Genomic DNA, 21,942 nt, shown 5'->3' with positions numbered 1-21,942 from the left:
CGCCGTCAGATATTGCTCATCAGCACCTTGCGCAGCTTGTCGATCAATTGGTCGATTTCGGCCTTGGAGATGATCAGCGGCGGTGACAGGGCGATGATGTCGCCGGTGGTGCGGATCAGCAATCCGTCTTCATAGGCCTTCAGGAAGGCGTTGAAGGCGCGTTTGGTGGGTTCGCCGTCGATGGGTTTCAGCTCCACGGCGCCGATCAGGCCAATATTTCTGATATCAATGACATTGGGGCAGTCGGCAAGGCTGTGAAGCTGTTCTTCCCAATAGGGGGCGAGTTCGCTGGCGCGGGTCAGCAGGCCTTCGTCCCGGTAGGTGTCGAGCGTGCCAAGCGCTGCGGCTGAGGCAATCGGGTTGCCGGAATAGGTATAGCCGTGGAAGAACTCGATCATGTGTTCCGGGCCGGACATGAAGGCATCGTGGATTTCTGATGTCACGAACACCGCGCCCATCGGGATGACGCCATTGGTCAGGCCCTTGGCGGTGACGATAATGTCCGGCGTCACATCGAAATACTGGGCGGCAAACGGCGCGCCAAGACGGCCATAGCCGGTGATGACTTCATCGAAAATCAACAGGATACCGTGCTTGGTGCAGATATCGCGCAGCTTTTGCAGATAGCCCTTCGGCGGGATCAGCACGCCGGTGGAGCCTGCGACCGGCTCGACGATAACGGCAGCAACCGTGGAGGCGTCATGCAGGGTGACGATGCGCTCCAGCTCGGCTGCCAGATCGCCACCATGCTCCGGCTGTCCCTTGGTGAAGGCGTTCTTTTCTGGCAAATGGGTATGGGGCATGTGGTCGACGCCGGTCAAAAGCGTGCCGAACATCTTGCGGTTGGAGACGATGCCACCCACCGAAATGCCGCCGAAATTGACGCCGTGATAGCCGCGCTCGCGGCCGATCAGGCGGAAGCGCGAGCCATTGCCTTTGACGCGGTGATAGGCCAGCGCCACCTTCAGCGCGGTCTCGACCGATTCGGAGCCGGAATTGGTGTAAAGCACATGCTCCATGCCGGCAGGAGCGATATCCACCAGGCGGTTGGCCAGCTCGAAGGCCTTGGGATGGCCGAGCTGGAAGGCGGGGGCGTAATCCAGTTCGCCCGCCTGCTGACGGATCGCCTCGGTGATCAGAGGGCGGCAATGGCCGGCGTTGACGCACCACAGACCTGCCGTGCCATCCAGAACCTGACGGCCATCATGGGTGGTGTAATACATGTCCTTGGCGCCAACGAACAGGCGCGGCTCCTGCTTGTATTGGCGATTGGCGGTAAACGGCATCCAGAAGGCGCGCAGGTCGTTGGGAATAGTGGTGCGATTGGACATGATGCTCTCCATGGCCCTTTCCGCGGGCCCTGTCAGTGGTTTCGGGGCCATATCCGGTGGTTCAATCGGCTGCGGGTTCGTGTCTTCACATATTGAAGGTCACGCCGCAGTGACATGGACATATGGCGCTGTAACTGGCAAATCAGCCGTCCATCTAGGCCAGCCGCTCCGCATAAATTTACCGCGCGGTCAAACTAGCAGCCGGCCTTGTGCCGTCAAGCGGCCAGAGGGCGGCTATCCTGAATAATCAGCGAAGTCAGTGTTTATCCTGATGCATAATGTCCTCCTCAAACCAGAATGGGAAAAAGAAGGAAATGGAGTTGAAACGCGATGACGGCGCAGCGTTTTTCTGCATTTGATAAAACGCAAAATACGGAAGCATCGCGGATTGCACGTTCAGCGGGCAAGGTCGGCACAAGCTCGCCATGGGTATATGCCAGCATGATCAGATGCAGGATCGAAGGGCAGTTCGACAGCATCGATCGACCGGCGGCCACTGCTGCATAACTCTCTCAATCCCACGGGATTTGAAGTGTGCGGGAGTAGGAATAGACGCTTTTTTTGAAGAGAGCGGGCTCCGAACTGCATTGGTGGTTCGGGGTCTGTCATCTGCTGGCCGGACAGGCCTGCTTGCGACATCAGACGAGCGCCAAAATATAGGTCGCCAACGGGTTTTGAAAATCTGAAATTTTATAAAGCAGATTGCCTGTTCAGCTAGCTGTCAGGAATAGCCATTAATGCAGATGCGCGCTGGCTGATGTCCTGCTGATCTGTTTCCCGCGGTTCAGTCAAGAATAGGATAGGCGGCCGATGTATTTTTAACATCAAGCCGCCTTTTATTTTAGATTAAGCTGTTATGTCAGCGTTATCATTCAAGCAGCGTTTCTGCTGCTTTCCTGATGGCAGAATATATCCTCGAGCGTGCCGAGCACTTTCATGACGGCATCCGACGTGCTGGAATAATAGATGGTCTGGGCATCGCGGCGGGTCTTGACCAGCTTCTGGGCGCGAAGCTTGGACAGGTGCTGGGACAGCGCTGACTGGCTCAAGCCAACCTGCGAGGCCAAGACGCCAACCGGCACCTCACCTTGAACCAGGCTGCAGAGAATCATCAGTCGCTTAGGATTGGCCATGGCCGTGAGGAGGCCGGCAGCCGCATTCGAGTGATCAGACAAGTCATTGGCTTTCATCTCTCAATCTTCCTTTGAAGCGATTGGCCTGCACACATGGCAGGCCCTGGTTGTTGCATCCCACAAGAAACCCTACGCCTTGAGTCTAGCAATATGAGGAGGATTGTATATGCCTAAATTTAAGGTATCGTTTCATCTTAATTAGATTGGAGTGAAGGGTGTGTGTCCAAAGACACAATTTCACGCTCAAATTCGCATCGAAACAGCCTTTTACCCCAAAAAAAGTCGATTCCCGACGCATCCAACCCGCAGATTGTGACTTTTCCCTTCGGCTTTTGCCCCTTATGATAAGGGGGATTTTTTATGATTTGCAGAAGTCCATACCCTAAATCTTGTATGGTTTGAGCCTCGGTTTTACCGTCGGCGAACGTAAGCTTTGTTCGAATCAACAAATCCTCTCCATCCAGCAGGAAGGCTTTTCCGAACCCGCCGTTCATGGCGGCACGTTGCGGCATGAGCTGGAAAAACAGAAAATCCGGAAAATCGATATAGAGCTTTGCCTTGGGATGACGGGCCAGAAAGCGGCAACGCATCGCCTGATGAATGTCGCTATCGGGGTCCACCGGGCTTGCAAGGCATTGAACGGTGAGACGCGGATAGGCGAGGGGATCACCCTTGCCGGGTTCGCCGGCCAGCAGCGATACGCGCGGATCGGCCAGCATGGCCCGGGTATGAGCCGAGAGGCGTGAGACCAGAACGGTCAGCGTTCCATCCGGCATGGTGCCCATCAGCACGCGACTGACGAAAGGCCCACCGGTTTGCGGATCGAGAACGCCCAGGGGAACATGGGTGGCGCTGCGCAACAGGGTCCGCGCCTGGCGCCGCGCCTCGTCATCAGTTGGACGGATGGGAGAGGGGCGGTCGATCATCGGGCTGTCTCATGGTTTGCGGCTGGGTGCGTGCTGCTTGTGGGCAGAGCGGAGCTTCAACCATATCCCAGCGTTCCCTAGCGGGAAAGCGTCAAGGGCCGCCGCTCATGGCATCACGGGTTTTAATAAACGCATGATACCGTAAGCAGCGGCCCTCGGCTAAATGGCGTCGTTCTGCGCCTCTTTCTACGTCAGGTCTGGCGGTGCCGGGTTAGAGCCGAGACCACATCCTGCGCGCCGATCGCGCCGATCACCGTGCCGTTCTCCACCACGCCGACCAGGCCGGGCTGGCGGGCCATGGCGTCAAGAATATCGATCAGCGGCGTTTCCGGCGCGGCGGTGGCGGTGACGCCGAGACCCGGCGTGTGACTGGTACCGGCAGTCATGACATCTCTCGCCGTCAACATGCTGATCGGGTTCATGTTGCGCACGAAATCGGCGACATATTGATCCGCCGGGTTCTGGACGATCTGCTGCGGCGTGCCGCATTGGATGATCCTGCCGCTTTCCATGATGGCGATGCGGTTGCCAATCCGGAAGGCCTCATCCAGATCGTGGCTGACGAACAGGATGGTCTTTTTTAGTCGATGCTGGAATTCCAGCAATTCATCCTGCAAGCGTGTGCGGATCAGCGGATCGAGCGCCGAGAACGGTTCGTCCATCAACAGGATCGGTGCGCCGGTGGCAAAGGCGCGGGCCAGGCCGACCCGCTGCTGCATGCCACCGGACAATTCGTCCACCTTGCGGTCGGCCCATTGCGTCAGGTTGACCAATTCCAATTGCTCGGCAACGATTTTCCGCCGCTCCTTTTCGCCAACGCCCGCCAATTCCAGCCCGAAGCCGATATTGTCGGCAACGCTGCGCCAAGGCAGCAGGCCGAATTGCTGGAACACCATCGAGACGCTGTGCATGCGCAGGTCGCGCAACGCCTTGCGGCTGGCCTGGTAGGGATCAACAAAGCCATTGCGCGACTTAACCGACACCGAGCCGCGCACCACGGGCGCCAAGCCGTTGACGGCCCGCAGCAGTGTCGATTTGCCGGAGCCGGACAGGCCCATCAGCACCAGGATTTCGCCTTCCTTCAAAGTCAGCGAGGCATTGGCCACGCCGAGGATCAGGCCGGTTTCCTTGTTGATCTCGTCGCGTGTCCGGCCCTGATCGACCAGGGCAAGTGCCTTTTGTGGCCGATCGCCGAATATGATGTCGACATTTCCGAAGATGACTGCATCGCTCATTGGTCATCTCCCGCCGATGGAATGCGGAACATCCGATCCAGAATGATTGCCAGGATGACGATACAAAGGCCGGCTTCGAAACCCCTGGCGATATTGACGGTATTCAGCGCCCGCACCACCGGAACGCCGAGACCGGCAGCGCCGACCAGCGCGGCAATCACCACCATGGACAGCGACAGCATGATGGTCTGGGTCAGTCCTGCCATGATCTGTGGCAGGGCATAGGGCAATTCCACCTTGCGCAGCACCTGGGTGGGCGTGGCGCCGAAGGCAACGGCAGCTTCCACCAGGGAGGAAGGGGTGGAGACGATGCCGAGCCGGGTCAGACGAATGGGTGAGGGGACGGCAAAGATCACCGTGGCGATCAGACCGGGCACCATGCCGAGCCCGAACAGGATCAGCGCCGGGATGAGATAGACGAAGGTCGGGATGGTCTGCATCAGGTCCAGGACCGGGCGCATGAGGGCGTAGATCCATGCGCGGCGCGCGGCCAGGATGCCGAGCGGCACGCCGATCAGCATACAGACGGCGGTGGAGGCCAGAACCAGCGCCAGCGTCTCGGTGGTTTCCTTGAAATAGCCCTGGTTGATGATCAGCGCCAGGCCGAGAAAGGTGAAGATCGCCACGAGAAGGGAGCGGCGCAGCAGCCAGGCGATAATGCTGATGGCAAGTGCTGTCACCAGCGGGTTGGGATATTGCAGCACGAACAGAACGCCATCGATACTGCTTGAAATGAGGTGGGAGAGCCAGTCGAAAAACCAGGCTCCGTTGGCCGTCAGCCAGTCAACAACGACTTTGGCGGTGGGGCCGATGGGAATTTTGAAATCAGTCAGCCAATCCACTGAAACGCATCCTTTCGAGCATTTGCAGGAAATGCGTAAAAAAGAGAATAAAGAATAGCGATGCCAGGGCGCAATGTTTCGCCCTGGCGCTATCGTTCAGTGGTGCTTACAAGCCAAGCTTGGTCTTGACCGCCGCCAGGCCGTCCTTGCCATCCTTGGTGGTGACGCCAGCCAGCCAGGGCTCGATCACGGTTGGGTTGGCCTTCAGCCAGGTCTTGGCAGCCTTGTCGGCGTCTTCGCCATCATCGAGGATCTTGCCCATGATGGCATTTTCCATGTCGAGCGAAAACTTCATGTTGGTCAGCAGCTTGCCGACATTTGGACATTCCTTGGCATAGCCGCCGCGCGCCACCGTATAGACTGTCGCTCCACCGTAATTGGGGCCGAACACCGTGTCGTCGCCATCGGCGAGATAGGTGATCTGGTGGGCGGTGTTCATCGGATGTGGTGCCCAGGCCAGGAAGATCACCGGCTTGTTTTCCTTGTCGGCGCGGGTCACCTGGCTCAACATGCCCTGTTCGGAGGACTCCACGACGTTAAAGCCCTTGAGGCCGAATTTGTCGCCCTCGATCAGCGACACGATCATGCCATTGCCTTCATTGCCCGGCTCGATCCCGTAAATCTTGCCATCAAGTTCGGCCTTGTGAGCAGCGACATCCTTGAAGCTCTTGATGCCGAGCTTGGCGCCAGCGGCGTTGGTGGCCAGCGTGTATTTTGCGCCTTCGAGATTGACGGCGACACTGTCGATCGACTTGTCATCGAGATATATTGCTGGATGGCTTCCTTCTGGGCTGGCATCCAATTGCCAAGGAAGACGTCGATATCCTTGTTCTTCATTGAGGAATAGGTCACGGGCACGCCGAGCGTCTTGACGTCGGCCTTGTAACCCAATGCCTCCAGAACGGTGACGAAGGAGGCATTGGTGGAGGCCAAGTCCGTCCAGCCGACATCCGAGATGCGAACGGTGCCGCAACTGGCGGCTTCCGCCGCAAAGGCAGCCGGGCTGAATGCTGCGACGCATCCGGCCAAGGCCAGAGCGTATTTCGGCAGTGCAAATTTCAGTGTCTTGGCAATCGGCATATTCTGCTCCTTTTTTAGTTCCCGTCATTATGAATACATAAACAGCCGAGGCAAGCCTGCGTGTTCGCGCCGGTCCATAGGGGGTATTTGCGACATTTTGTCATCCCGACCTGAAAATGTGCTCTATAGCCGCAAATCCGGGCTGCTCGGGTGCGGAGCAGGAAGGCATCCGTATGGTTGAATTTTTTTATGACGATGCCTTCCGGGATAGGATTTTGTGGCGCGGTCTTGTCTAAACTCTTGTCGAAATCCCGACAGAAATCGTGGGATTTTCGATTTTGCGGGTTAAAACCGCCTCGTTTTTGTGCTGCATGGCGGCGCGAATGCGAACTGTCATTGAAATGGTGGGTCGTATGCCGTTTTCGGATAGCTCAAGCCTCTGATGTATTTTAGGTATTCGAAATTTTTGTCCGTCGAGGATGCGTTAGCATCGTCGTGACTTTGTATAAAAGATGAACCGCAGGGAGCTGGTGCCAGTGGCCAAGCTGTATTTCAATTATGCCGCCATGAATGCCGGTAAATCCACCATGCTGTTGCAGGCCTCCTACAATTATCAGGAGCGCGGTATGCGCACGGTAATTTTTGTCGCCGCACTGGATGATCGAGCCGGGCGCGGGCGGGTCGCTTCCCGCATTGGGCTTTCCAGCCCCGCCGAAACCTTCGAGCCGGGCACCGATCTGTTTGCCGTGGTCGAGGCCATGCATGCAAGCGAGCCGATTGCCTGCGTTTTTGTCGACGAGGCCAATTTTTTGAGCGAGCACCATGTCTGGCAATTGGCGCGGATTGCCGACCGCCTGCATATTCCGGTCATGGCCTATGGCCTGCGCACGGATTTCCAGGGCCAGCTGTTTCCGGCCTCTCGGTTGCTGCTGGGGATTGCCGACGAATTGCGCGAAATCCGCACGATCTGCCATTGCGGCCGCAAGGCGACGATGAATGCCCGCTTCGATGCGAGCGGCCAGGTGATGCGCGAGGGTGCGCAGATCGAAGTTGGCGGCAACGAGAAATATGTGTCCTTCTGCCGCCTGCATTGGGATGAACTGTTCAATGGGTGAAGCGTGCGCTGATATTTGACAGTCGACAAGTCCAACCGGTTGTTTTTCAAAAATATCGCCACCTGAGAACCTTGTGTCGTTAAAAACGCGGTTTGTCGTTGTTATTGTTGATGGGCAGACATATCTGTTGAGCAGTGACCGGACGCCGTGCGTCCGCCGTTGCCATGACCACAGGACGGGAGACAGGGCAGATGCTGAATGCGCTAACGGGGTTTTTCCGAGGGCTCTGGGGAGCGCTTCGGCGCAGCGGTAATCTTCTCTATACGGCGGTGGCCTGGCCCTTCCGCGCCCGCCATAGCGAAGCGGGCAAGCGTGCCTATATTTTCCGTGGTTCCGTCGCGCTGATTGTGCTGGTGCTGATTGCGGCCTATGGGCAGTTTTTGTGGCGCACGCAGGTCTGGTATGGCTTTGATCCGGCCTTTGCCAAGGCCTTTGGCTTTGCCGACCGCAAGGTCGCTGCCGGACAGCAGATCGCCGACAAGCCCGGCACCTGCCAGAATTCCGCTATCGTCACCACGGTTGCCGATCTGACGGATTCCAACGTCAACCAGAATGTCTGGGTGTCTTCGACGCTGCTCTACAAGCTTGGCCTGTTCGGGATGAGCTGGGATGACACGCCGTTCTTTGACAACAAGGCCTCGTTCCAGCGCGGTATCAATCAGGTGGCGCGCCGGGTTGGCATCGTATTAGCCGACGATCTTGGCCGGGTGAGGGGTACTTCCGGTATCAACACCGATCTGCAGGATGCGCGTGGCAATATCCAGTTCAACGAAGGCACCTGGTATTTCGGCTCCAATCCGTTCGGATTCAAGACGCCGACGCCAAGCTATTATCGCGCCGCAATCACCAGTTGGCGTGGATTTAATTCCGATCTGGAAACCTGCAAGGCAGTGTTCGATGCCCGGGCTGACAATCTCGTCAAACTGCTCGACGGCCTGGCCAGCGACCTCGGCAACACATCCGACATTCTGCGCCGCCGCTCCGAAGAGCATAATGGCGGCTGGTTCGACACGCGGGCCGACGACCGTTTCTGGTTCGCTTATGGTCAGCTCTATGGGCAGTATGCGCTGTTTCAGGCGGCAAAGGCCGATTTTATCGACGTGGTGCGCGAGCGTAACCTGACAGCGATCTGGGCAGAGCTGGAAAAGCAGTTCGAAGCTGCACTCAAGGTTCAGCCGATGATTGTCTCCAATGGCAGCGAGGACGGCCTGTTCATGCCGAACCATCTTTCAACTATGGGATTCTACACGTTGCGCGTGCGCGCCAATATGGTGGAATTGCGAGCCGTTCTGCAGCGCTGATTGTCAATGGCCCGGCGGGCAGACCGCCGGGCCATGTCTTATAATTCGATGAAGCTTGCCGTGGGTTCCAGTTGAAACAACTCATGCAGCATGCCGCGATATTCGCCGGATGCGCCCTCGACCGGATAATAGAGACCGACGGTGCGAATATATTTCAAGGTACCGCTTGTGGTGATGATCCGGTGGATATTGTGGAAAACACCGCGATTGGTACCGGCGCGATAATAGCTGTCCATCACCTGGTCCACGTCCTGCGGGTGCATGCGGTCGCAAAAATCCTTTATATTCAATGGACCTTCAGAATGGTCTAGCTCGTAGAGCTTCGACACATGCGGCGTGCCATATAAATGACCCTGATCTATATCCAGTCGCCAGAAGCCACAGATATTCATGGCATGGGTTAGATTGACGACATCACATTCCTGCAATCCAATTGAATGAAAATCCTGAAGCGGACAAGGCCGCGGTTTGTTCGAGCGCCAAGCCAAGTGAATAGCCTCCCTTTTGGCTTGGCTGAAGCAAATGAATTATTGAATGAGCTTCAGCCTAATGGCCTTTGCTACCAATTGCGTCCGGTTGACGCAATCCAGCTTTTTCATAGCTGTTGTCATATACGCGTTTATGGTGTGGTCGGAGAGGCTGAGGATCTGGCCAATTTCTACCGAGGTTTTGCCCTGCGCCGTCCAGCGAAGCACTTCCAGTTCGCGCACGGAGAGAACATCGACATTCATCAACTCGGTGCGGCGGAGGCGGTCATAGGTGTCGAAAACCGCCATTGCCAGCATGCCCAGTTCATTGACCTCGCATTGGGAGAGAGGTGAGCGATCCCCATCGAACCGCATGAAATACAGCCGGGAATCAAGGGAGGGGAAAATGAAGACAACGCCGACGATCAGCTTGAACCGCATCATCAGGTCGCGCATGGCAGGCGGCCATTCCTCCGCCATGTCATTGGGTTCCCTGAATTTCATGTCCCAGGTTCGCGGCAGGATCGAGCCGGCGAATTTCTTGACCACCGGACAGAATTTGACAAATTGGTGGCGGTCGAATTCATGGCCGAATTCCATCGGCAAGGTGGTTTCCATGACCAGTGGCAGGAGATGCACATCGGTCGCACACGGTGCGAGCAGGATACTGCCATGCGACAGGCCAAACGCCTGGGCAACAGTGCGCAGGATCTCCGCACAATGCTCACGGCTTTCCATTGCGGTTATTTCTGTACTGAGCAGTGTCTGGCGCTCGGCGATCAACATGTGGGGCGACTGAATTTGAGGTAAGGGCGGTGTGTTTGGCGACGAAGCGGATATAGGGGGATTTTATATATTAAATCCTAGAGCTTTCGAAAGTTCTTATCGATTAATTTCAAAAAATGTCTTTCAAAACCCTGTGAACTCATTAGCGAAAAAATATATATCTTTCGCTTTAATTGAAATGGTTGTGCTGATGCTTGCCTTCGGTTGTATTTCTTCCACTGTGGCGCTTCCGCGTCCATGCGGTCGGAAATGCATTGAAGTGAGTGTTAAATGAGCGCCGGTCCCCCTAAAAGTCAAGGTAATAACGTGTCTTGCGAAAATAAGCGCCTTCTGTTGAGCTTACCGCGCCTAGTGCACTGACGCATTCACTTCGTTCATGCTTTCGTGCACTCATTTTTTGTTTATGCATCGATTTTTCCAAACTCGGCTGAAGCCTCCGTTTGGATCGATGCACTAGGGCCTGCATAACTCCTTATCCGTAAAATCCTACTTTAAAATGGGATGCATCATGCAGGGCTTTATGATGATTTAGGCTGTTCATTTGCCCCTGCCGATGAGTTCGTCGGGGTGGGCTGTTTCATGGATTGACCGAGATTTTCCGCAGGCACGAGAATTTTTGTGTCGCGCTCTACCGGGCGCGCTGAATTATGCGGTAATACGATGCGCCATGGAAGATAGCCAATCGTATTGCCTTTGCAAATATCTCAAGCAGCTGATGCCTTTGCGATATTTTCAATGTTTTCGCGGCAGGGATGCGTGAGCATCTTGAAGACTTGATATAAAGGGTCAATGCGCGGCGCTGTAGTGCGAGCGACCTGAAGGAAAAGTGCCGGAAACGGTGGAGAGACAGGGTTAAGAGGCTGATGTCGGATATTGAAATTGCACGTGCAGCATCCAAGCTTGCGATCACGCAGATTGGCGAGCGTTTGGGAATCAGCCCCGGTGATTTGCAGCCCTATGGCCATGACAAGGCTAAGATCAGCGCTTCATTCCTGCATTCGCTTGAAGATCGCAAGGATGGCAAGCTCATCCTGGTGACGGCAATCAATCCGACACCAGCAGGCGAGGGCAAGACCACGACCACGGTCGGCCTGGTGGACGGGCTTAACCGTATCGGCGCCAAGGCCATGGTCTGCGTGCGTGAGCCGTCGCTTGGTCCCTGTTTCGGGGTGAAGGGTGGCGCTGCCGGTGGCGGGCGGGCGCAGGTCGTGCCGATGGAAGACATTAACCTGCATTTCACCGGCGATTTCCACGCCATCACCTCCGCGCATAACCTGCTGGCGGCGATGATCGATAACCATATTTACTGGGGCAATGAACAGGATCTCGATACGCGCCGTATCGCCTGGCGCCGGGTGGTGGACATGAATGACCGTGCGCTGCGCGAGATGGTCGGGGCGCTGGGTGGCGTTCGCAACGGCTTTCCGCGCGAAACCGGCTTCGATATCACGGTTGCTTCCGAAGTGATGGCCATCCTCTGTCTGGCCCGCGATCTGGCTGATCTGGAAGAGCGGTTGGGCCAGATCGTCATCGGCTACCGGCGTGACAAGACGCCCGTGCATGCCCGTGATATCAAGGCCCATCAAGCCATGACGGTGCTGCTGAAAGAGGCGATGCAGCCCAATCTGGTGCAGACGCTGGAAAACAATCCGGCGCTGGTGCATGGCGGCCCGTTTGCCAATATCGCCCACGGCTGCAATTCGGTGGTGGCGACGAGGGCAGCCCTGAAGCTTGCCGATTATGTGGTGACGGAAGCGGGCTTTGGTGCCGATCTTGGCGCTGAAAAGTTCTTCGATATCAAATGCCGCAAGGCCGGTTTGCGCCCGGCGGCTGCCGTCATCGTCGCTACGGTGCGGGCGTTGAAGATGAATGGCGGTGTTGCCAAAACGGAGCTTGGCCACGAGGATGTGGCCGCCCTGGTCCGGGGTGCTGTCAACCTTGGGCGGCATGTGGAAAATGTTCGGGGCTTTGGTGTGCCTGTCATTGTCGCTATCAACCATTTCCTGTCGGATACGCCGGCGGAAATCGCCGCCCTTCAGGATTATGCCGCCAGCATCGGTGTCGAAGCCGTGCTCTGCCGTCATTGGGCCGAGGGTGGTGCGGGCATTGAGGAACTGGCCAGGAAAGTGGCGGCCATGGCCGACAGCGGCATTGCCGATTTCCAGCCTCTTTACCCGGACGACATGCCGCTGTTTGCCAAGATCGAAACCGTCGCCAAGCGGATTTACCGTGCGGGGAGTGTCACTGCGGACCGCGCTGTCATCGACCAACTATCCCAGTTTGAGGCTATGGGCTATGGCGACCTGCCGGTCTGCATCGCCAAAACCCAGTATTCCTTCTCCACCGACCCGTCGCTGCTCGGCGCTCCCGATGGCCATGAAGTGCATGTGCGTGACGTGCGGCTATCAGCGGGTGCCGGTTTCGTGGTGGCTATCACCGGCGATATCATGACCATGCCCGGCCTGCCGAGAAAGCCGGCAGCCGAAACCATCCGGCTTGATGATGATGGGCTGGTCGAAGGCCTGTTTTAAAGAATAGTGCTGCGTTGCTTTACATCACTAAAGTGCAAAATATAACATGATTTATTTAATCATGTTTTTAATCTTGACATAAAAAATCATGTTTAATAAGTGTCCGAATTAAGGCGCGTCTTTTCTGACGGCGGCTTGTTTCGGGGACGACCAATTGCGTGCGAAGCCGGCTGCACTGCCCTGCGGCCGAGGGGTTTCGTGCGCCGTATTGAAAGTTTGCACCATGTCTTTTCGGGGAATTCGGCCTGTTCTGCTTGCCTGCACGGCACTTTGCTCCTTCTATGCGGCCGTGCCTGTCATCGCGCAGGAAGCGGCAAAAACGGCGGAAAACGGCGGCTCTAATGGCCAGACCGAACTTTCGACCATTACCGTCAAGGGCCAGAAGGTTGTAAAGGGTTCCGTGGAAGACACGCCGGTGGCGACCCATACCTCGGCCGAGCAATTGCAGAAGAAGCAGATCGACGATGTCGATGACCTCGGCAATACGGTCGAGCCGAGTGTGACCTATGTGAAGAATTCCAAGAGCGTCAACATTCGCGGCCTGGAGGCCGACCGGGTGCTGACGACCATCGACGGCATTCCGGTGCCCTATTTCTTCGACACGGTTTATAGCTATGGCGGCGGTGCCGACACCTATGATTTCAATTCGCTGTCGTCGGTGGACGTGCTGCACAGCGCCGATTCCAGCCGCGCCGGGTCCGGTGCGCTCGGCGGCGCGTTGCTCCTGCATACCTATGAGCCGGAGGACCTGATTGGCGATGGCAAGAGCTTTGGCGGTATCGCCAAGCTTGGCTATGATGGCTCGGACCGCTCGCTGACGGCCTCAGGCGCGATTGCCAAGAAATTCGACAATACCTCGGTACTGTTCCAGTCCTCCTACAAATACGGCCATGAGACCGAAACAACAGGCGATGTCGGCGGCACCAGGGGAACCCGGACCGAAGCCGATCCGATGAGCTATAACGACCGCAATTTCCTGTTCAAGATCCGCCAGGAGCTGGAAGGCGGTCATACGATCGGCCTGACGGCGGAGCATTACGACTATAATTCCAAGAAGGATTACAAGTCCAATACCAGCTACGGCACCACCTATCGCGCCGGTGATTACGATTATATCCAGGACAAGGGCCGCGACCGGGTTTCGCTCGATTATGTCTATGACAGCACCTCTGCGGATAGCTGGATCGACAGCGCCTTCGCCACCCTTTACTGGCAGCGCGCGACCCGGGTGGAAGGCACATCCAGCTACCGGCTGACGGCTCCAATCGGCATTTACGACCGGTCCATGGAAAGCGAGCAGCGTGATTACGGGTTCAATGGCTATGCCAATTCCGATTTCAGCACTGGCGCGCTGAACCACAAGCTGACCTTTGGCACCGATCTCCGCTTCAGCCAGAGCAGCTATTATCTCGCCGGTCAGGACACCTGCTCAGTCACTTACGTGTCCGGTTGCGCCTATTACCACACCAACCAGTCCTATTCGCCTGATGTCAATTCCTACAAGCTCGGCGCTTTTGTCGAGGACAAGATTTCGGTGGGCAACAGCCCCGTTTCGCTGACGCCTGGCCTGCGCGTCGATTGGTACAAGGAAGACCCGCAGGAGACCGACACCTATAAGGGAACCATGCCGGAGGGTCAGGACGGCGCCCACCTCTCTCCCAAGCTGCGCGCCGCCTGGCAGGCGACGCCGGATGCCGAGCTTTACGCCCAGTTCTCCACGGCGTTTAAATCGCCCAACGCCTATCAGCTCTATGTGGATTACGACAATTCCCCGCTCTATCGCTCAATCGGCAATCCCGATCTGAAGCCGGAAACCAGCTGGGGCTTCGATGTCGGTGCCAATCTTGGCAACGAGGATTTCGGTGGACGGATCAGCGCCTTTACCACCCGCTATAAGAATTTCATCGACACCTCGGACATCATTCGCACCACCGGCTATGTGCTTGGGACCTATGAATATATCAACCGCGCCAATGTCCGCATCAGCGGCGTCGAGATCGAGGGCCACAAGACCTTCACCAACGGCATCAACCTGCATGGCTCGATGTTCTATGCGCGTGGCGTGGATCTTGATACCGACGAGTTGTTGAGCACGGTAGCGCCGCTGAAAGCCATTGTCGGTGTCGGCTATGAACGGCAGACCTGGGGCGCGGATGTCAGTCTGGTGGCCGCCGCTGCCGTCTCCGACGACTCCAGCGCCTCCACCAAGCCAGCCGGATACGGCGTCGTCAATCTGACGGGCTGGTGGGAGCCGGAACAGGCCAAGGGCCTGCGCCTTCAGGCCGGTGTCTACAATCTGTTCGACAAGCAATATTACGACGCGCTTGAAGTGAAGGACGTCTCCAACGCCAATGCGCTTTACTCCGAGGCCGGTCGTTATTTCAAAATCGCCATCTCGCAGAAGTTCTGAGATATCCGGTTTCGATCAATTCGGCTCCTGACAGACGCGGTAATCGTTGCGGCGTTTGATGAGATCCAGATGCAAGTGATCCTTATGGGTCTCATCGGCTCCGGGTGCCAGAACGGTGGTGAAATACAGGCAGGCTGAGGAATTGATGGTGCGCTGGAACGCGCCGGGCAGGGTTGGTTCGCTGTCCGGCACGATCTTCATCGGCACGTTGCCCTTTTCAAACTCGAAGCCGGCAATATCCAAAGCATTGCCCTTGGCATGTTCGGACATCTTGCCATCGCTGCGGCTATTGCGGTTACGGCAGATATAGGAGGAGGCCTGGTCCACGGCCTTCAGCCGACCTTTGTCGGGAAGCGCCTGATCGGCGGCGGGAATAACCAGAGTGCGCATCCATTCCGAAAGTTCCAGTGCCGCCGCGCAGCGGAGAGTTGCCTTCGGCTTCAGGCTGACACCCGGCAGGATTTGCGTCACCTCCAGCGGCTTATCAATGCCACAACCATCGCCGTCATCGATCCGGGGCCGTTCGGTAAATTGCGCGCCTGCCGCCTTCAGATCCTTAAGGCATTGCCCATAGGCCTGCGGATCCTCCGTCATGATTGGCGGTGGTGGAGGCGGTGCGGGTGCCGGAGCTGGTGTTGGGGCCGGTGCCGGTTCTGCCGATGCGGGTGGTGTTTGGGAGGGTGGAGCAGGTGAGGCCGGGGTAGGGGCCGGGACAGGGGTTGGCGCGGCGGGTGAGGGCGTCGGCACGGGAACGGTTTCCGGTGCCGGAACCAGGGCGGATTTATCGCCGGGCTTGCCGACGTCATCTTTTGTATCTGGGCTTTTAACGCCGGAGGGAACATCTGGCGTATCGGTTGCGGTTTTCGGTTTGCTATCGGGTATGGGGCCCTGCTCGGGAAGGGCGTCTTTTGGAGGAAGAGATGCGCCGCTCAGGCATATCAGGCTTAAGGCCAGCAGCAGCGTTTTGCATCTCATCGAGTCGTCCCCCAAGGTTTGTCGCTGGAGGGAACGTTTGAGCCTGCAATTGGTTTCAGTGACTTAAGCCCGCTGCTGCATATGGTTGATTGCTACTGCACGATAGACTGCCTTGAATAGAGGTTTGGGTATAGCGTTGGACTGTCACGTCCCGCAAAATGTTCGCGTCACTCTCTCTTCCGCTTTCGGCGGCACTCTGAGATCCGCGGTGTCTTCCAATTCTTCAAATGGCCGTTCCAGGGCCTGCGTCAGCCGTTCAAAGAACGAATAATCATCATAGACCGCCGCCGAGATTGCCTCTTCGATGCGGTGGTTGCGCGGAATGAGGGCAGGGTTGATAGTTTGCATTTCCGCTTCAATCATCTCTGCCGGGCGCTCCGTGCCAAGCCTTGCGCGCCAACGGATCAGCCAGGCGATCAGTGCGTCGGTTTCCGGGATCAGATCCTGTGCCACGCCGCCTCCGGCGATCCTGCCGAGCTGGCGGAAGGTCAAGGTGAAATCGGCCTCATGTGTCTCCATCAAGCCAAGGAAATCGTTGATCAGCGCCAGATCGGCTTCATCATTACCGGTCACGCCCAGCTTGGCGCGGAAGGCGGCGAGCCAATAGGTCTGGAACACTTCGCCGAAGCGGGCCAGCGCCGCATTGGCGTCTTCCACGGCCTTGTCTTCGCCGCCGTCAAACAGCGGCAGCAGGCATTCGGCCAGCCGCGCCATGTTCCATTGGCCAATACCGGGTTGGTTGGCATAGGCATAGCGTCCGCGCTGGTCGATGGAGGAAAACACCTTTTTCGGATTATATTCATCGAGAAAGGCACAGGGGCCAAAATCGATGGTTTCGCCTGATACCGCGACATTGTCGGTATTCATCACCCCATGGATAAAGCCGATCGATAGCCAGCGGGCAATCAGTGCCGCCTGCCGGTCGGCAATGGCGTTCAGCAGTGCCAGATAGCGGTTGTCTGCATCTTTGAGGATGGGATAATGCCGGTCGATGACATGATCGGCCAATGCCTTCAGGCTGTCATTATCCTGGCGGGCGGCAAAGAACTGGAAAGTGCCGACGCGGATATGGCTGGCGGCAACCCGCGTCAGGACCGCGCCCGGCAGCGCCACTTCACGTCTGACCGGCTGGCCAGTGGCAACGGCGGCCAGCGCCCGTGTGGTGGGAAGGCCGAGTGCATGCATGGCTTCCGAGACGATATATTCGCGGATCACAGGGCCAAGTGCTGCGCGCCCGTCGCCATTGCGGGAAAAGGGCGTGGGGCCTGCGCCTTTCAGCTGGATATCACGTCGCCTGCCATGACGGTCCAGCACCTCGCCCAGCAGAATGGCGCGGCCATCGCCCAATTGCGGCACGAAATTGCCGAATTGATGCCCGGCATAGGCCATGGCCAATGGGCTGGCGCCCTGAACGATGCGATTGCCGGAAAAGATCTCCGCCAGAGCCGTGTCATCCTTGCCTTCCATGTCCAGGCCTAGATCCTGCGCAAGCGCATGATTGAACCGGATCAGCTTCGGCTGCGCCACGGGTTGCGGCAGAACGGCGGCGTGAAACGGTTCCGGCAGACGGGCGTAGCTATTGTCAAAGGCAAACATTTGAGTTTCTCCGGGCAACGTTCATTCGTGTATATGTGGCGCAGGGACATGGGAGTGCAAGGCAAGACCCGCGACGAAGCCGTATCCCCGGCAAATTGCGCATGGACAATTGAAAATTGCTTACGTTACATTTGCGGCTGACATAAAGAGCAAATCGGCGGGACCGAATCCCGGACGCCAGGTTGACCAAAAAGAGGGACTGTTGATGTTCAAACGCATTTCATTCACTGCGGCCATTTTCGCCAGCGCCGCCGCTCCGGCCTTCGCCCATCTTAATCCTGCCGAACACGGCTCGGTTCTGGCCGGGATTTCCCATCCGCTGACCGGACCCGACCACATCATGGCGATGGTTGCCGTCGGTCTTTGGGCCTCGCAGCAGGGTGGCAAGGCGCTCTATGCCGTGCCCGCCGCTTTTGTCGGCACCATGGCCATTGGCTTTCTTCTGGCGCTGGCAGGGGTCCATCTTCCCTTCGTTGAGCCGGCCATCCTGGCCTCCGTCATGGCTCTCGGTCTTCTGGTGGCAACTGCCGTGCGCATGCCCGCCGGTGGCGCGTCTGCTGTCGTCGCTCTTTTCGCGCTGTTCCATGGCTATGCGCATGGCACCGAACTGGCTGGTGCTGGTGCGCTGGAATTCGGCCTCGGCTTCCTGATCGCTACAGCTTTCCTGCATGCAGTCGGTATTGGCCTTGGCGTCGGCCTCAACCGCTTCGGCCCGCGCATCACCCGGTTGCTCGGCGTGGCCACGGCTCTCGGCGGCGCGGCTCTGATGCTGGGCTGATAGCTCATTCAAGCTAAAACCAGCAACGGCGGGAGAAATCCCGCCGTTTTTCGTCGTGGACCAGAACAGGTTACATATTTGTAATTCACAAGGGCTTGGAACAGCCATGATTGCCACCCTAGATCATGGTCAGTCATGTCATCGGAGATGAGATCCATGTCACCGGAAGAGCGCCAGTTACTGACCCAATTGTTTGACCGCGTGCGCCAGGCGTCTTCAACGCCGCGCGACCGCGAGGCCGAAAGCCTGATCGAAGGCGAATTGCGCAGCCAGCCCTATGCCACCTATTATCTGGCCCAGGCCGTGATTATTCAGGAAAAAGGCCTGGAGGCAGCGACTGCCAAGATCCGCGATCTCGAAAACCAGATCGCCCATTTGCAGGATGAACTGTCCCGTGGACCGGCTCAAGCGCCCGCTCCGCAACAAGGCGGCGGCTTTCTCGGTGGCATCAGCTCGATTTTTGGAGGCGGCAGCCAAGCGCCCGCTCCAGCCCGCAATGCAGGGCCTTGGGGTGCCGCGCCAGCGCAGAACCGCGGCTATGACGATTACAGCCGCAGCGCCCCGCCGCAATCCGGCCCTTGGGGCGCTCAAGCTCCAGCAGGGAACTCATGGCAGCAAATGGGGCAACAACCAGCAGCAGCACCAGCCGGCGGCGGCTTTCTGCGCGGCGCCTTGACCACGGCAGCGGGCGTTGCCGGTGGCGTGCTGGTGGCCGATGCGGTGCGCGATATCTTCACCACCCACGGCGGCGGTTTCGGCAATATGCTGGGGGCTGGGGGAATGGGCGGCATGGCTCAAGCGCCGGTCGAGGAAACCATCATCAACAACAATACCTATAATATCACCGAGAACGGTCGCGACGATACGCCCGCTCAAAGCGATGACAGCGGCGTCCAGCAGGCCAGCCTGGAGACTGATAATGACAGCTATGATAATAGCAGCTTCGATGACAGTGATTTCGGTGGCGATGACAGCATGAATGCGTGATCCAAGCGGTCATCAGGTGCCGTGCGCCATTACGCGCGGCTTAACGTGTCGGCTCGAAACCAAACTGAACAGAGTATTGGACCGGAAGGTGAAGCCGGGTCCGCTTTTCTCCGGTGAATGCTAGAGAATGTCTGCTTTCACAGAAGCATAGTACACGACGCAAACGTTATTATGTGCCGCTTACCCCCCTCTGCCTTGCCAGGCATCTCCCCCTCAAGGGGGGAGATCGGCTCGGAATGAGTGCGTCGCTTCACATTTGCCGTTCAAAATGTCGGAAATCACGACGGTATCCGATAAAATGCAGGGCCAAGTCCGGCAGGACAGAGGGAGTTAAGCCACGGATGCAAACGACAGCGTCGTGTCCTGCATCGTGGACTCGCATTAACGCTCTGGCTTTTTGTTTTACCCATTTCCGATTGGCAAAACCGGTTTCCACTTCTCCTGGAAATGCTCTAGCGCCCCATTTGGTTCGACGGCCCAAACGTGTCTATCCGTCGGTGCTCCCTATCCGGATCGTGAGGCCGTGCCGTCACACTATAGTCGCTGCGGTAGGTTTTACCGAGATCCGAGACGATTTTAATTTCACACGACGCTGTGGTTGAACCCATGATTGAAACCCGGATGGTCGCGCCAGCCAACCACGTTCCGGGCATCGTATTCGCCGCCATCATGCGATGGATCGCACCCCGATAATAGAGAGCGGACAAAGTGAAATCGGCATTGTCAGGAACGACTGTCCCGCGCTCCAGATCAAATTCGATGTGGTGTTGGCCGAGACCATGGAGGAAAGCGACATATTGACCCAAGGCCCAGTAACCATTGAGGTCATTATATCGGCTGGCGAAGGTCCGAAGAATGTCGTGGCCAATAGCCTTGAACTGCTTTCTCCTTGGCATATGCTTCTCACTCTGGCGTCAGATTCCACAAGGGATATCTGAAAAGATCACCGTAGACACGACGATAACTTTTTGGCTCAACACGATCTATTCGAGGTGGGAAAAGGCCAAATCTTCCCATTCCACTCACCCCCGGCCACGATAGGTCGGCACGCCTTGATCCGGCAACCAGACACCCTTCGGCACTTCTCCGGTCTGCCAGAACACGTCGATGGGAATGCCGCCGCGTGGGTACCAATAGGCGCCGATCCGCAGCCATTTCGGGTCGAGCAGATCCACCAGCCGCTTGGCGATGTAGATCGAGCAATCCTCGTGGAAGGAACCGTGATTGCGGAACGAGGTCATGAACAATTTCAGCGACTTGGATTCCACCAGGAAATCGCCCGGAATATAATCGATGACGATATGGGCGAAATCCGGCTGGCCGGTCATTGGGCAGAGCGAGGTGAATTCCGGCGCGGTGAAGCGCACGACGTAATCGGTTCCGGCATTGGTATTGGGAACCCGTTCCAGCACCGCGGTCTCAGGGCTGGTCGGCGCATCCACCTGGCGGCCCAATTGCGACAGGCCGGAAACATCGGTCTTGCTCATGCATGTTCTCCTTCAACAACTTTAACACGGACGCCATGGGCCTCTTCACTTTCCGGCTCCACATGGATCGTCACCCGCGCGCCCGGCTGCACGGCTTGCACCGCCGCTTCCAGCCTGTCGCAAATCTCATGGGCCTCGCCCACCGGCATCACGGCTGGCACGACGAGATCGAAACCAACAAAGGTCGCGGCCCCAGCCCGGCGGGTGCGCAGGTAATGCACCCCGAGCGAGCCGCTGGCGTGATCGGCAATCGCCTTCTTGATCGCGTCTTCTTCCGCTGGTTCGACTGCTTTGTCCATCAAACCGTCAACGGAATGGCTGATCACTTTCCAGCCCTGATAGATGATGTTGCAGGCCACCAGAATGGCCAGCAGCGGATCGAGAATGGCATAACCGGTGATCACCACCAGAACAAGGCCGATCAGCACGCCCACCGATGTCACCACATCCGACATGATATGCTGCCCATCCGCCGTCAGGGCAGGGGACCGGTTGGCCTTGCCGACCCGGATCAGGATCGTCGCCCAGACCGCATTGACGACACCGGCGACGAAGTTGATCGCCAGGCCAAGCGCCGGTGCATCCAGCATGGTTGGCGCTTCAAGGGCGGCCACCGCCTCCTTCATGATCAGCAGCGCGGCAATGACGATCAGCACCCCCTCGATAACAGCCGAGATATATTCCGCCTTGTGATGCCCATAGGGATGGTCATGGTCGGCAGGCTTCTGAGCATAGCCGATCACGAAATAGGCGATGAAAGCCGCCACCACATTGACGGTGGATTCCAACCCATCCGACAACAGCGCCACGGACCCCGTGACCCACCAGGCCAGAAGCTTCAGGCCCAGCACGCCGAAAGATAGCGGAATGCCCCAGAAGGCCAGTCGCTTGACGATAGGATTATGCTCGGACATCACGCCCACTCCTGCATTTGCGAACCAGTTGCAAAATTCATGCCCTTAAGACGGCAAAACCGCCCAAGCCTGCAAAGGCTGGACGGTTTATGATGGGTCTCATATCCT

At 57.4% G+C, this 21,942-nt stretch carries 19 protein-coding genes and 1 pseudogene; 7 read left to right on the top strand and 13 right to left on the bottom strand.

Features of this window, described 5'->3' with window-relative positions:
- Positions 1-5: 5 nt before the first annotated feature.
- Positions 6-1,331 carry an omega-aminotransferase AptA gene (gene aptA, locus AVI_RS12950; RefSeq protein WP_041698146.1) on the bottom strand — a complete coding sequence of 442 codons (1,326 nt, stop codon included), beginning with the start codon at positions 1,329-1,331 and terminating at the stop codon, positions 6-8.
- Positions 1,332-1,661: 330 nt separating this feature from the next.
- Here aptA and AVI_RS31135 point away from each other — a divergent pair, with 330 nt between their 5' ends.
- The gene (locus AVI_RS31135) at positions 1,662-1,838 is read left to right on the top strand and encodes a hypothetical protein (RefSeq protein ID WP_156555058.1); all 177 of its coding nucleotides are present in this window, start codon (positions 1,662-1,664) and stop codon (positions 1,836-1,838) included.
- Positions 1,839-2,203: 365 nt separating this feature from the next.
- Here AVI_RS31135 and AVI_RS12940 read toward each other — a convergent pair whose 3' ends face one another.
- The 5 genes and pseudogenes from AVI_RS12940 to choX form a co-directional block, all read right to left on the bottom strand.
- A complete protein-coding gene (locus AVI_RS12940) occupies positions 2,204-2,521 on the bottom strand; it encodes an ArsR/SmtB family transcription factor (RefSeq protein ID WP_015916773.1) in 318 nt (105 codons plus the stop codon).
- Positions 2,522-2,658: 137 nt separating this feature from the next.
- A complete protein-coding gene (locus AVI_RS12935; protein ID WP_015916772.1) occupies positions 2,659-3,390 on the bottom strand; it encodes a HugZ family pyridoxamine 5'-phosphate oxidase in 732 nt (243 codons plus the stop codon).
- A 191-nt stretch (positions 3,391-3,581) separates the two neighbouring features.
- Positions 3,582-4,625 (bottom strand): choline ABC transporter ATP-binding protein, encoded by a 1,044-nt coding sequence (gene choV, locus AVI_RS12930; RefSeq protein WP_015916771.1) that lies wholly within the window; start codon positions 4,623-4,625, stop codon positions 3,582-3,584.
- Positions 4,622-5,467, bottom strand: coding sequence for a choline ABC transporter permease subunit (gene choW / locus AVI_RS12925; RefSeq protein WP_015916770.1), 846 nt, complete (start codon positions 5,465-5,467; stop codon positions 4,622-4,624). The genes choV and choW overlap by 4 nt, the downstream gene beginning before the upstream one ends.
- A 106-nt stretch (positions 5,468-5,573) precedes the next feature.
- A pseudogene (gene choX / locus AVI_RS12920) lies at positions 5,574-6,547 on the bottom strand (choline ABC transporter substrate-binding protein).
- Positions 6,548-7,023: 476 nt separating this feature from the next.
- Between choX and AVI_RS12915 the strand changes: the two are divergent.
- Both AVI_RS12915 and AVI_RS12910 read left to right on the top strand, forming a co-directional pair.
- Positions 7,024-7,602, top strand: a complete 579-nt coding sequence (locus AVI_RS12915; RefSeq protein WP_015916768.1) for a thymidine kinase — start codon at positions 7,024-7,026, stop codon at positions 7,600-7,602.
- A 191-nt stretch (positions 7,603-7,793) separates the two neighbouring features.
- Complete coding sequence (locus AVI_RS12910; RefSeq protein WP_015916767.1) at positions 7,794-8,903, top strand: DUF2333 family protein; 1,110 nt, start codon at positions 7,794-7,796, stop codon at positions 8,901-8,903.
- 38 nt (positions 8,904-8,941) lie between these two features.
- Here AVI_RS12910 and AVI_RS12905 read toward each other — a convergent pair whose 3' ends face one another.
- Together AVI_RS12905 and AVI_RS12900 are read right to left on the bottom strand one after the other, a co-directional pair.
- The gene (locus tag AVI_RS12905; protein ID WP_041696930.1) at positions 8,942-9,295 is read right to left on the bottom strand and encodes a PAS domain-containing protein; all 354 of its coding nucleotides are present in this window, start codon (positions 9,293-9,295) and stop codon (positions 8,942-8,944) included.
- 135 nt (positions 9,296-9,430) lie between these two features.
- Complete coding sequence (locus AVI_RS12900) at positions 9,431-10,108, bottom strand: helix-turn-helix transcriptional regulator (protein ID WP_187152360.1); 678 nt, start codon at positions 10,106-10,108, stop codon at positions 9,431-9,433.
- Positions 10,109-11,019: 911 nt separating this feature from the next.
- Between AVI_RS12900 and AVI_RS12895 the strand changes: the two genes are divergently transcribed.
- Both AVI_RS12895 and AVI_RS12890 read left to right on the top strand, forming a co-directional pair.
- On the top strand, positions 11,020-12,687 hold the full coding sequence (locus tag AVI_RS12895) for a formate--tetrahydrofolate ligase (protein ID WP_015916764.1): 1,668 nt from the start codon (positions 11,020-11,022) through the stop codon (positions 12,685-12,687).
- A gap of 223 nt (positions 12,688-12,910) precedes the next feature.
- On the top strand, positions 12,911-15,097 hold the full coding sequence (locus AVI_RS12890; RefSeq protein WP_015916763.1) for a TonB-dependent hemoglobin/transferrin/lactoferrin family receptor: 2,187 nt from the start codon (positions 12,911-12,913) through the stop codon (positions 15,095-15,097).
- A gap of 15 nt (positions 15,098-15,112) precedes the next feature.
- On the opposite strand, the gene AVI_RS29640 is transcribed toward AVI_RS12890, so the two are convergent.
- Positions 15,113-16,072, bottom strand: a complete 960-nt coding sequence (locus AVI_RS29640) for an extensin family protein (protein WP_015916762.1) — start codon at positions 16,070-16,072, stop codon at positions 15,113-15,115.
- Positions 16,073-16,216: 144 nt separating this feature from the next.
- Positions 16,217-17,668, bottom strand: coding sequence for a protein adenylyltransferase SelO (locus AVI_RS12880; protein ID WP_015916761.1), 1,452 nt, complete (start codon positions 17,666-17,668; stop codon positions 16,217-16,219).
- Positions 17,669-17,873: 205 nt separating this feature from the next.
- Between AVI_RS12880 and AVI_RS12875 the strand changes: the two genes are divergently transcribed.
- Together AVI_RS12875 and AVI_RS12870 are read left to right on the top strand one after the other, a co-directional pair.
- Positions 17,874-18,446, top strand: coding sequence for a HupE/UreJ family protein (locus tag AVI_RS12875; protein WP_041698144.1), 573 nt, complete (start codon positions 17,874-17,876; stop codon positions 18,444-18,446).
- A 156-nt stretch (positions 18,447-18,602) separates the two neighbouring features.
- The gene (locus AVI_RS12870; protein WP_015916759.1) at positions 18,603-19,433 is read left to right on the top strand and encodes a DUF2076 domain-containing protein; all 831 of its coding nucleotides are present in this window, start codon (positions 18,603-18,605) and stop codon (positions 19,431-19,433) included.
- Positions 19,434-19,885: 452 nt separating this feature from the next.
- Here the strand turns inward: AVI_RS12870 and AVI_RS29145 are convergent, their stop codons facing one another.
- From AVI_RS29145 to AVI_RS12855, 3 genes are all read right to left on the bottom strand, one after another.
- The gene (locus AVI_RS29145; RefSeq protein WP_015916758.1) at positions 19,886-20,329 is read right to left on the bottom strand and encodes a hypothetical protein; all 444 of its coding nucleotides are present in this window, start codon (positions 20,327-20,329) and stop codon (positions 19,886-19,888) included.
- Positions 20,330-20,455: 126 nt separating this feature from the next.
- On the bottom strand, positions 20,456-20,920 hold the full coding sequence (gene queF / locus AVI_RS12860; protein WP_015916757.1) for a preQ(1) synthase: 465 nt from the start codon (positions 20,918-20,920) through the stop codon (positions 20,456-20,458).
- Positions 20,917-21,834 (bottom strand): cation diffusion facilitator family transporter, encoded by a 918-nt coding sequence (locus AVI_RS12855; RefSeq protein WP_015916756.1) that lies wholly within the window; start codon positions 21,832-21,834, stop codon positions 20,917-20,919. Before AVI_RS12855 ends, queF begins: the two co-directional genes overlap by 4 nt.
- Positions 21,835-21,942 lie beyond the last annotated feature (108 nt).

Source organism: Allorhizobium ampelinum S4, from assembly GCF_000016285.1.
GTDB lineage: Bacteria > Pseudomonadota > Alphaproteobacteria > Rhizobiales > Rhizobiaceae > Allorhizobium > Allorhizobium ampelinum.
Note: the sequence above shows the minus strand (reverse complement) of the source record. Positions and strands in the feature narration are given on the sequence as shown.

Coding starts and splice junctions, on each gene's coding strand:
- aptA (WP_041698146.1), bottom strand. CDS start 1,331: ATGTCCAATCGCACCACTATTCCCAACGACCTGCGCGCCTTCTGGATG.
- AVI_RS31135 (WP_156555058.1), top strand. CDS start 1,662: ATGACGGCGCAGCGTTTTTCTGCATTTGATAAAACGCAAAATACGGAA.
- AVI_RS12940 (WP_015916773.1), bottom strand. CDS start 2,521: ATGAAAGCCAATGACTTGTCTGATCACTCGAATGCGGCTGCCGGCCTC.
- AVI_RS12935 (WP_015916772.1), bottom strand. CDS start 3,390: ATGATCGACCGCCCCTCTCCCATCCGTCCAACTGATGACGAGGCGCGG.
- choV (WP_015916771.1), bottom strand. CDS start 4,625: ATGAGCGATGCAGTCATCTTCGGAAATGTCGACATCATATTCGGCGAT.
- AVI_RS12910 (WP_015916767.1), top strand. CDS start 7,794: ATGCTGAATGCGCTAACGGGGTTTTTCCGAGGGCTCTGGGGAGCGCTT.
- AVI_RS12905 (WP_041696930.1), bottom strand. CDS start 9,295: ATGAATATCTGTGGCTTCTGGCGACTGGATATAGATCAGGGTCATTTA.
- AVI_RS12900 (WP_187152360.1), bottom strand. CDS start 10,108: ATGGAAAGCCGTGAGCATTGTGCGGAGATCCTGCGCACTGTTGCCCAG.
- AVI_RS12895 (WP_015916764.1), top strand. CDS start 11,020: ATGTCGGATATTGAAATTGCACGTGCAGCATCCAAGCTTGCGATCACG.
- AVI_RS12890 (WP_015916763.1), top strand. CDS start 12,911: ATGTCTTTTCGGGGAATTCGGCCTGTTCTGCTTGCCTGCACGGCACTT.
- AVI_RS29640 (WP_015916762.1), bottom strand. CDS start 16,072: ATGAGATGCAAAACGCTGCTGCTGGCCTTAAGCCTGATATGCCTGAGC.
- AVI_RS12880 (WP_015916761.1), bottom strand. CDS start 17,668: ATGTTTGCCTTTGACAATAGCTACGCCCGTCTGCCGGAACCGTTTCAC.
- AVI_RS12875 (WP_041698144.1), top strand. CDS start 17,874: ATGTTCAAACGCATTTCATTCACTGCGGCCATTTTCGCCAGCGCCGCC.
- AVI_RS12870 (WP_015916759.1), top strand. CDS start 18,603: ATGTCACCGGAAGAGCGCCAGTTACTGACCCAATTGTTTGACCGCGTG.
- AVI_RS29145 (WP_015916758.1), bottom strand. CDS start 20,329: ATGCCAAGGAGAAAGCAGTTCAAGGCTATTGGCCACGACATTCTTCGG.
- queF (WP_015916757.1), bottom strand. CDS start 20,920: ATGAGCAAGACCGATGTTTCCGGCCTGTCGCAATTGGGCCGCCAGGTG.
- AVI_RS12855 (WP_015916756.1), bottom strand. CDS start 21,834: ATGTCCGAGCATAATCCTATCGTCAAGCGACTGGCCTTCTGGGGCATT.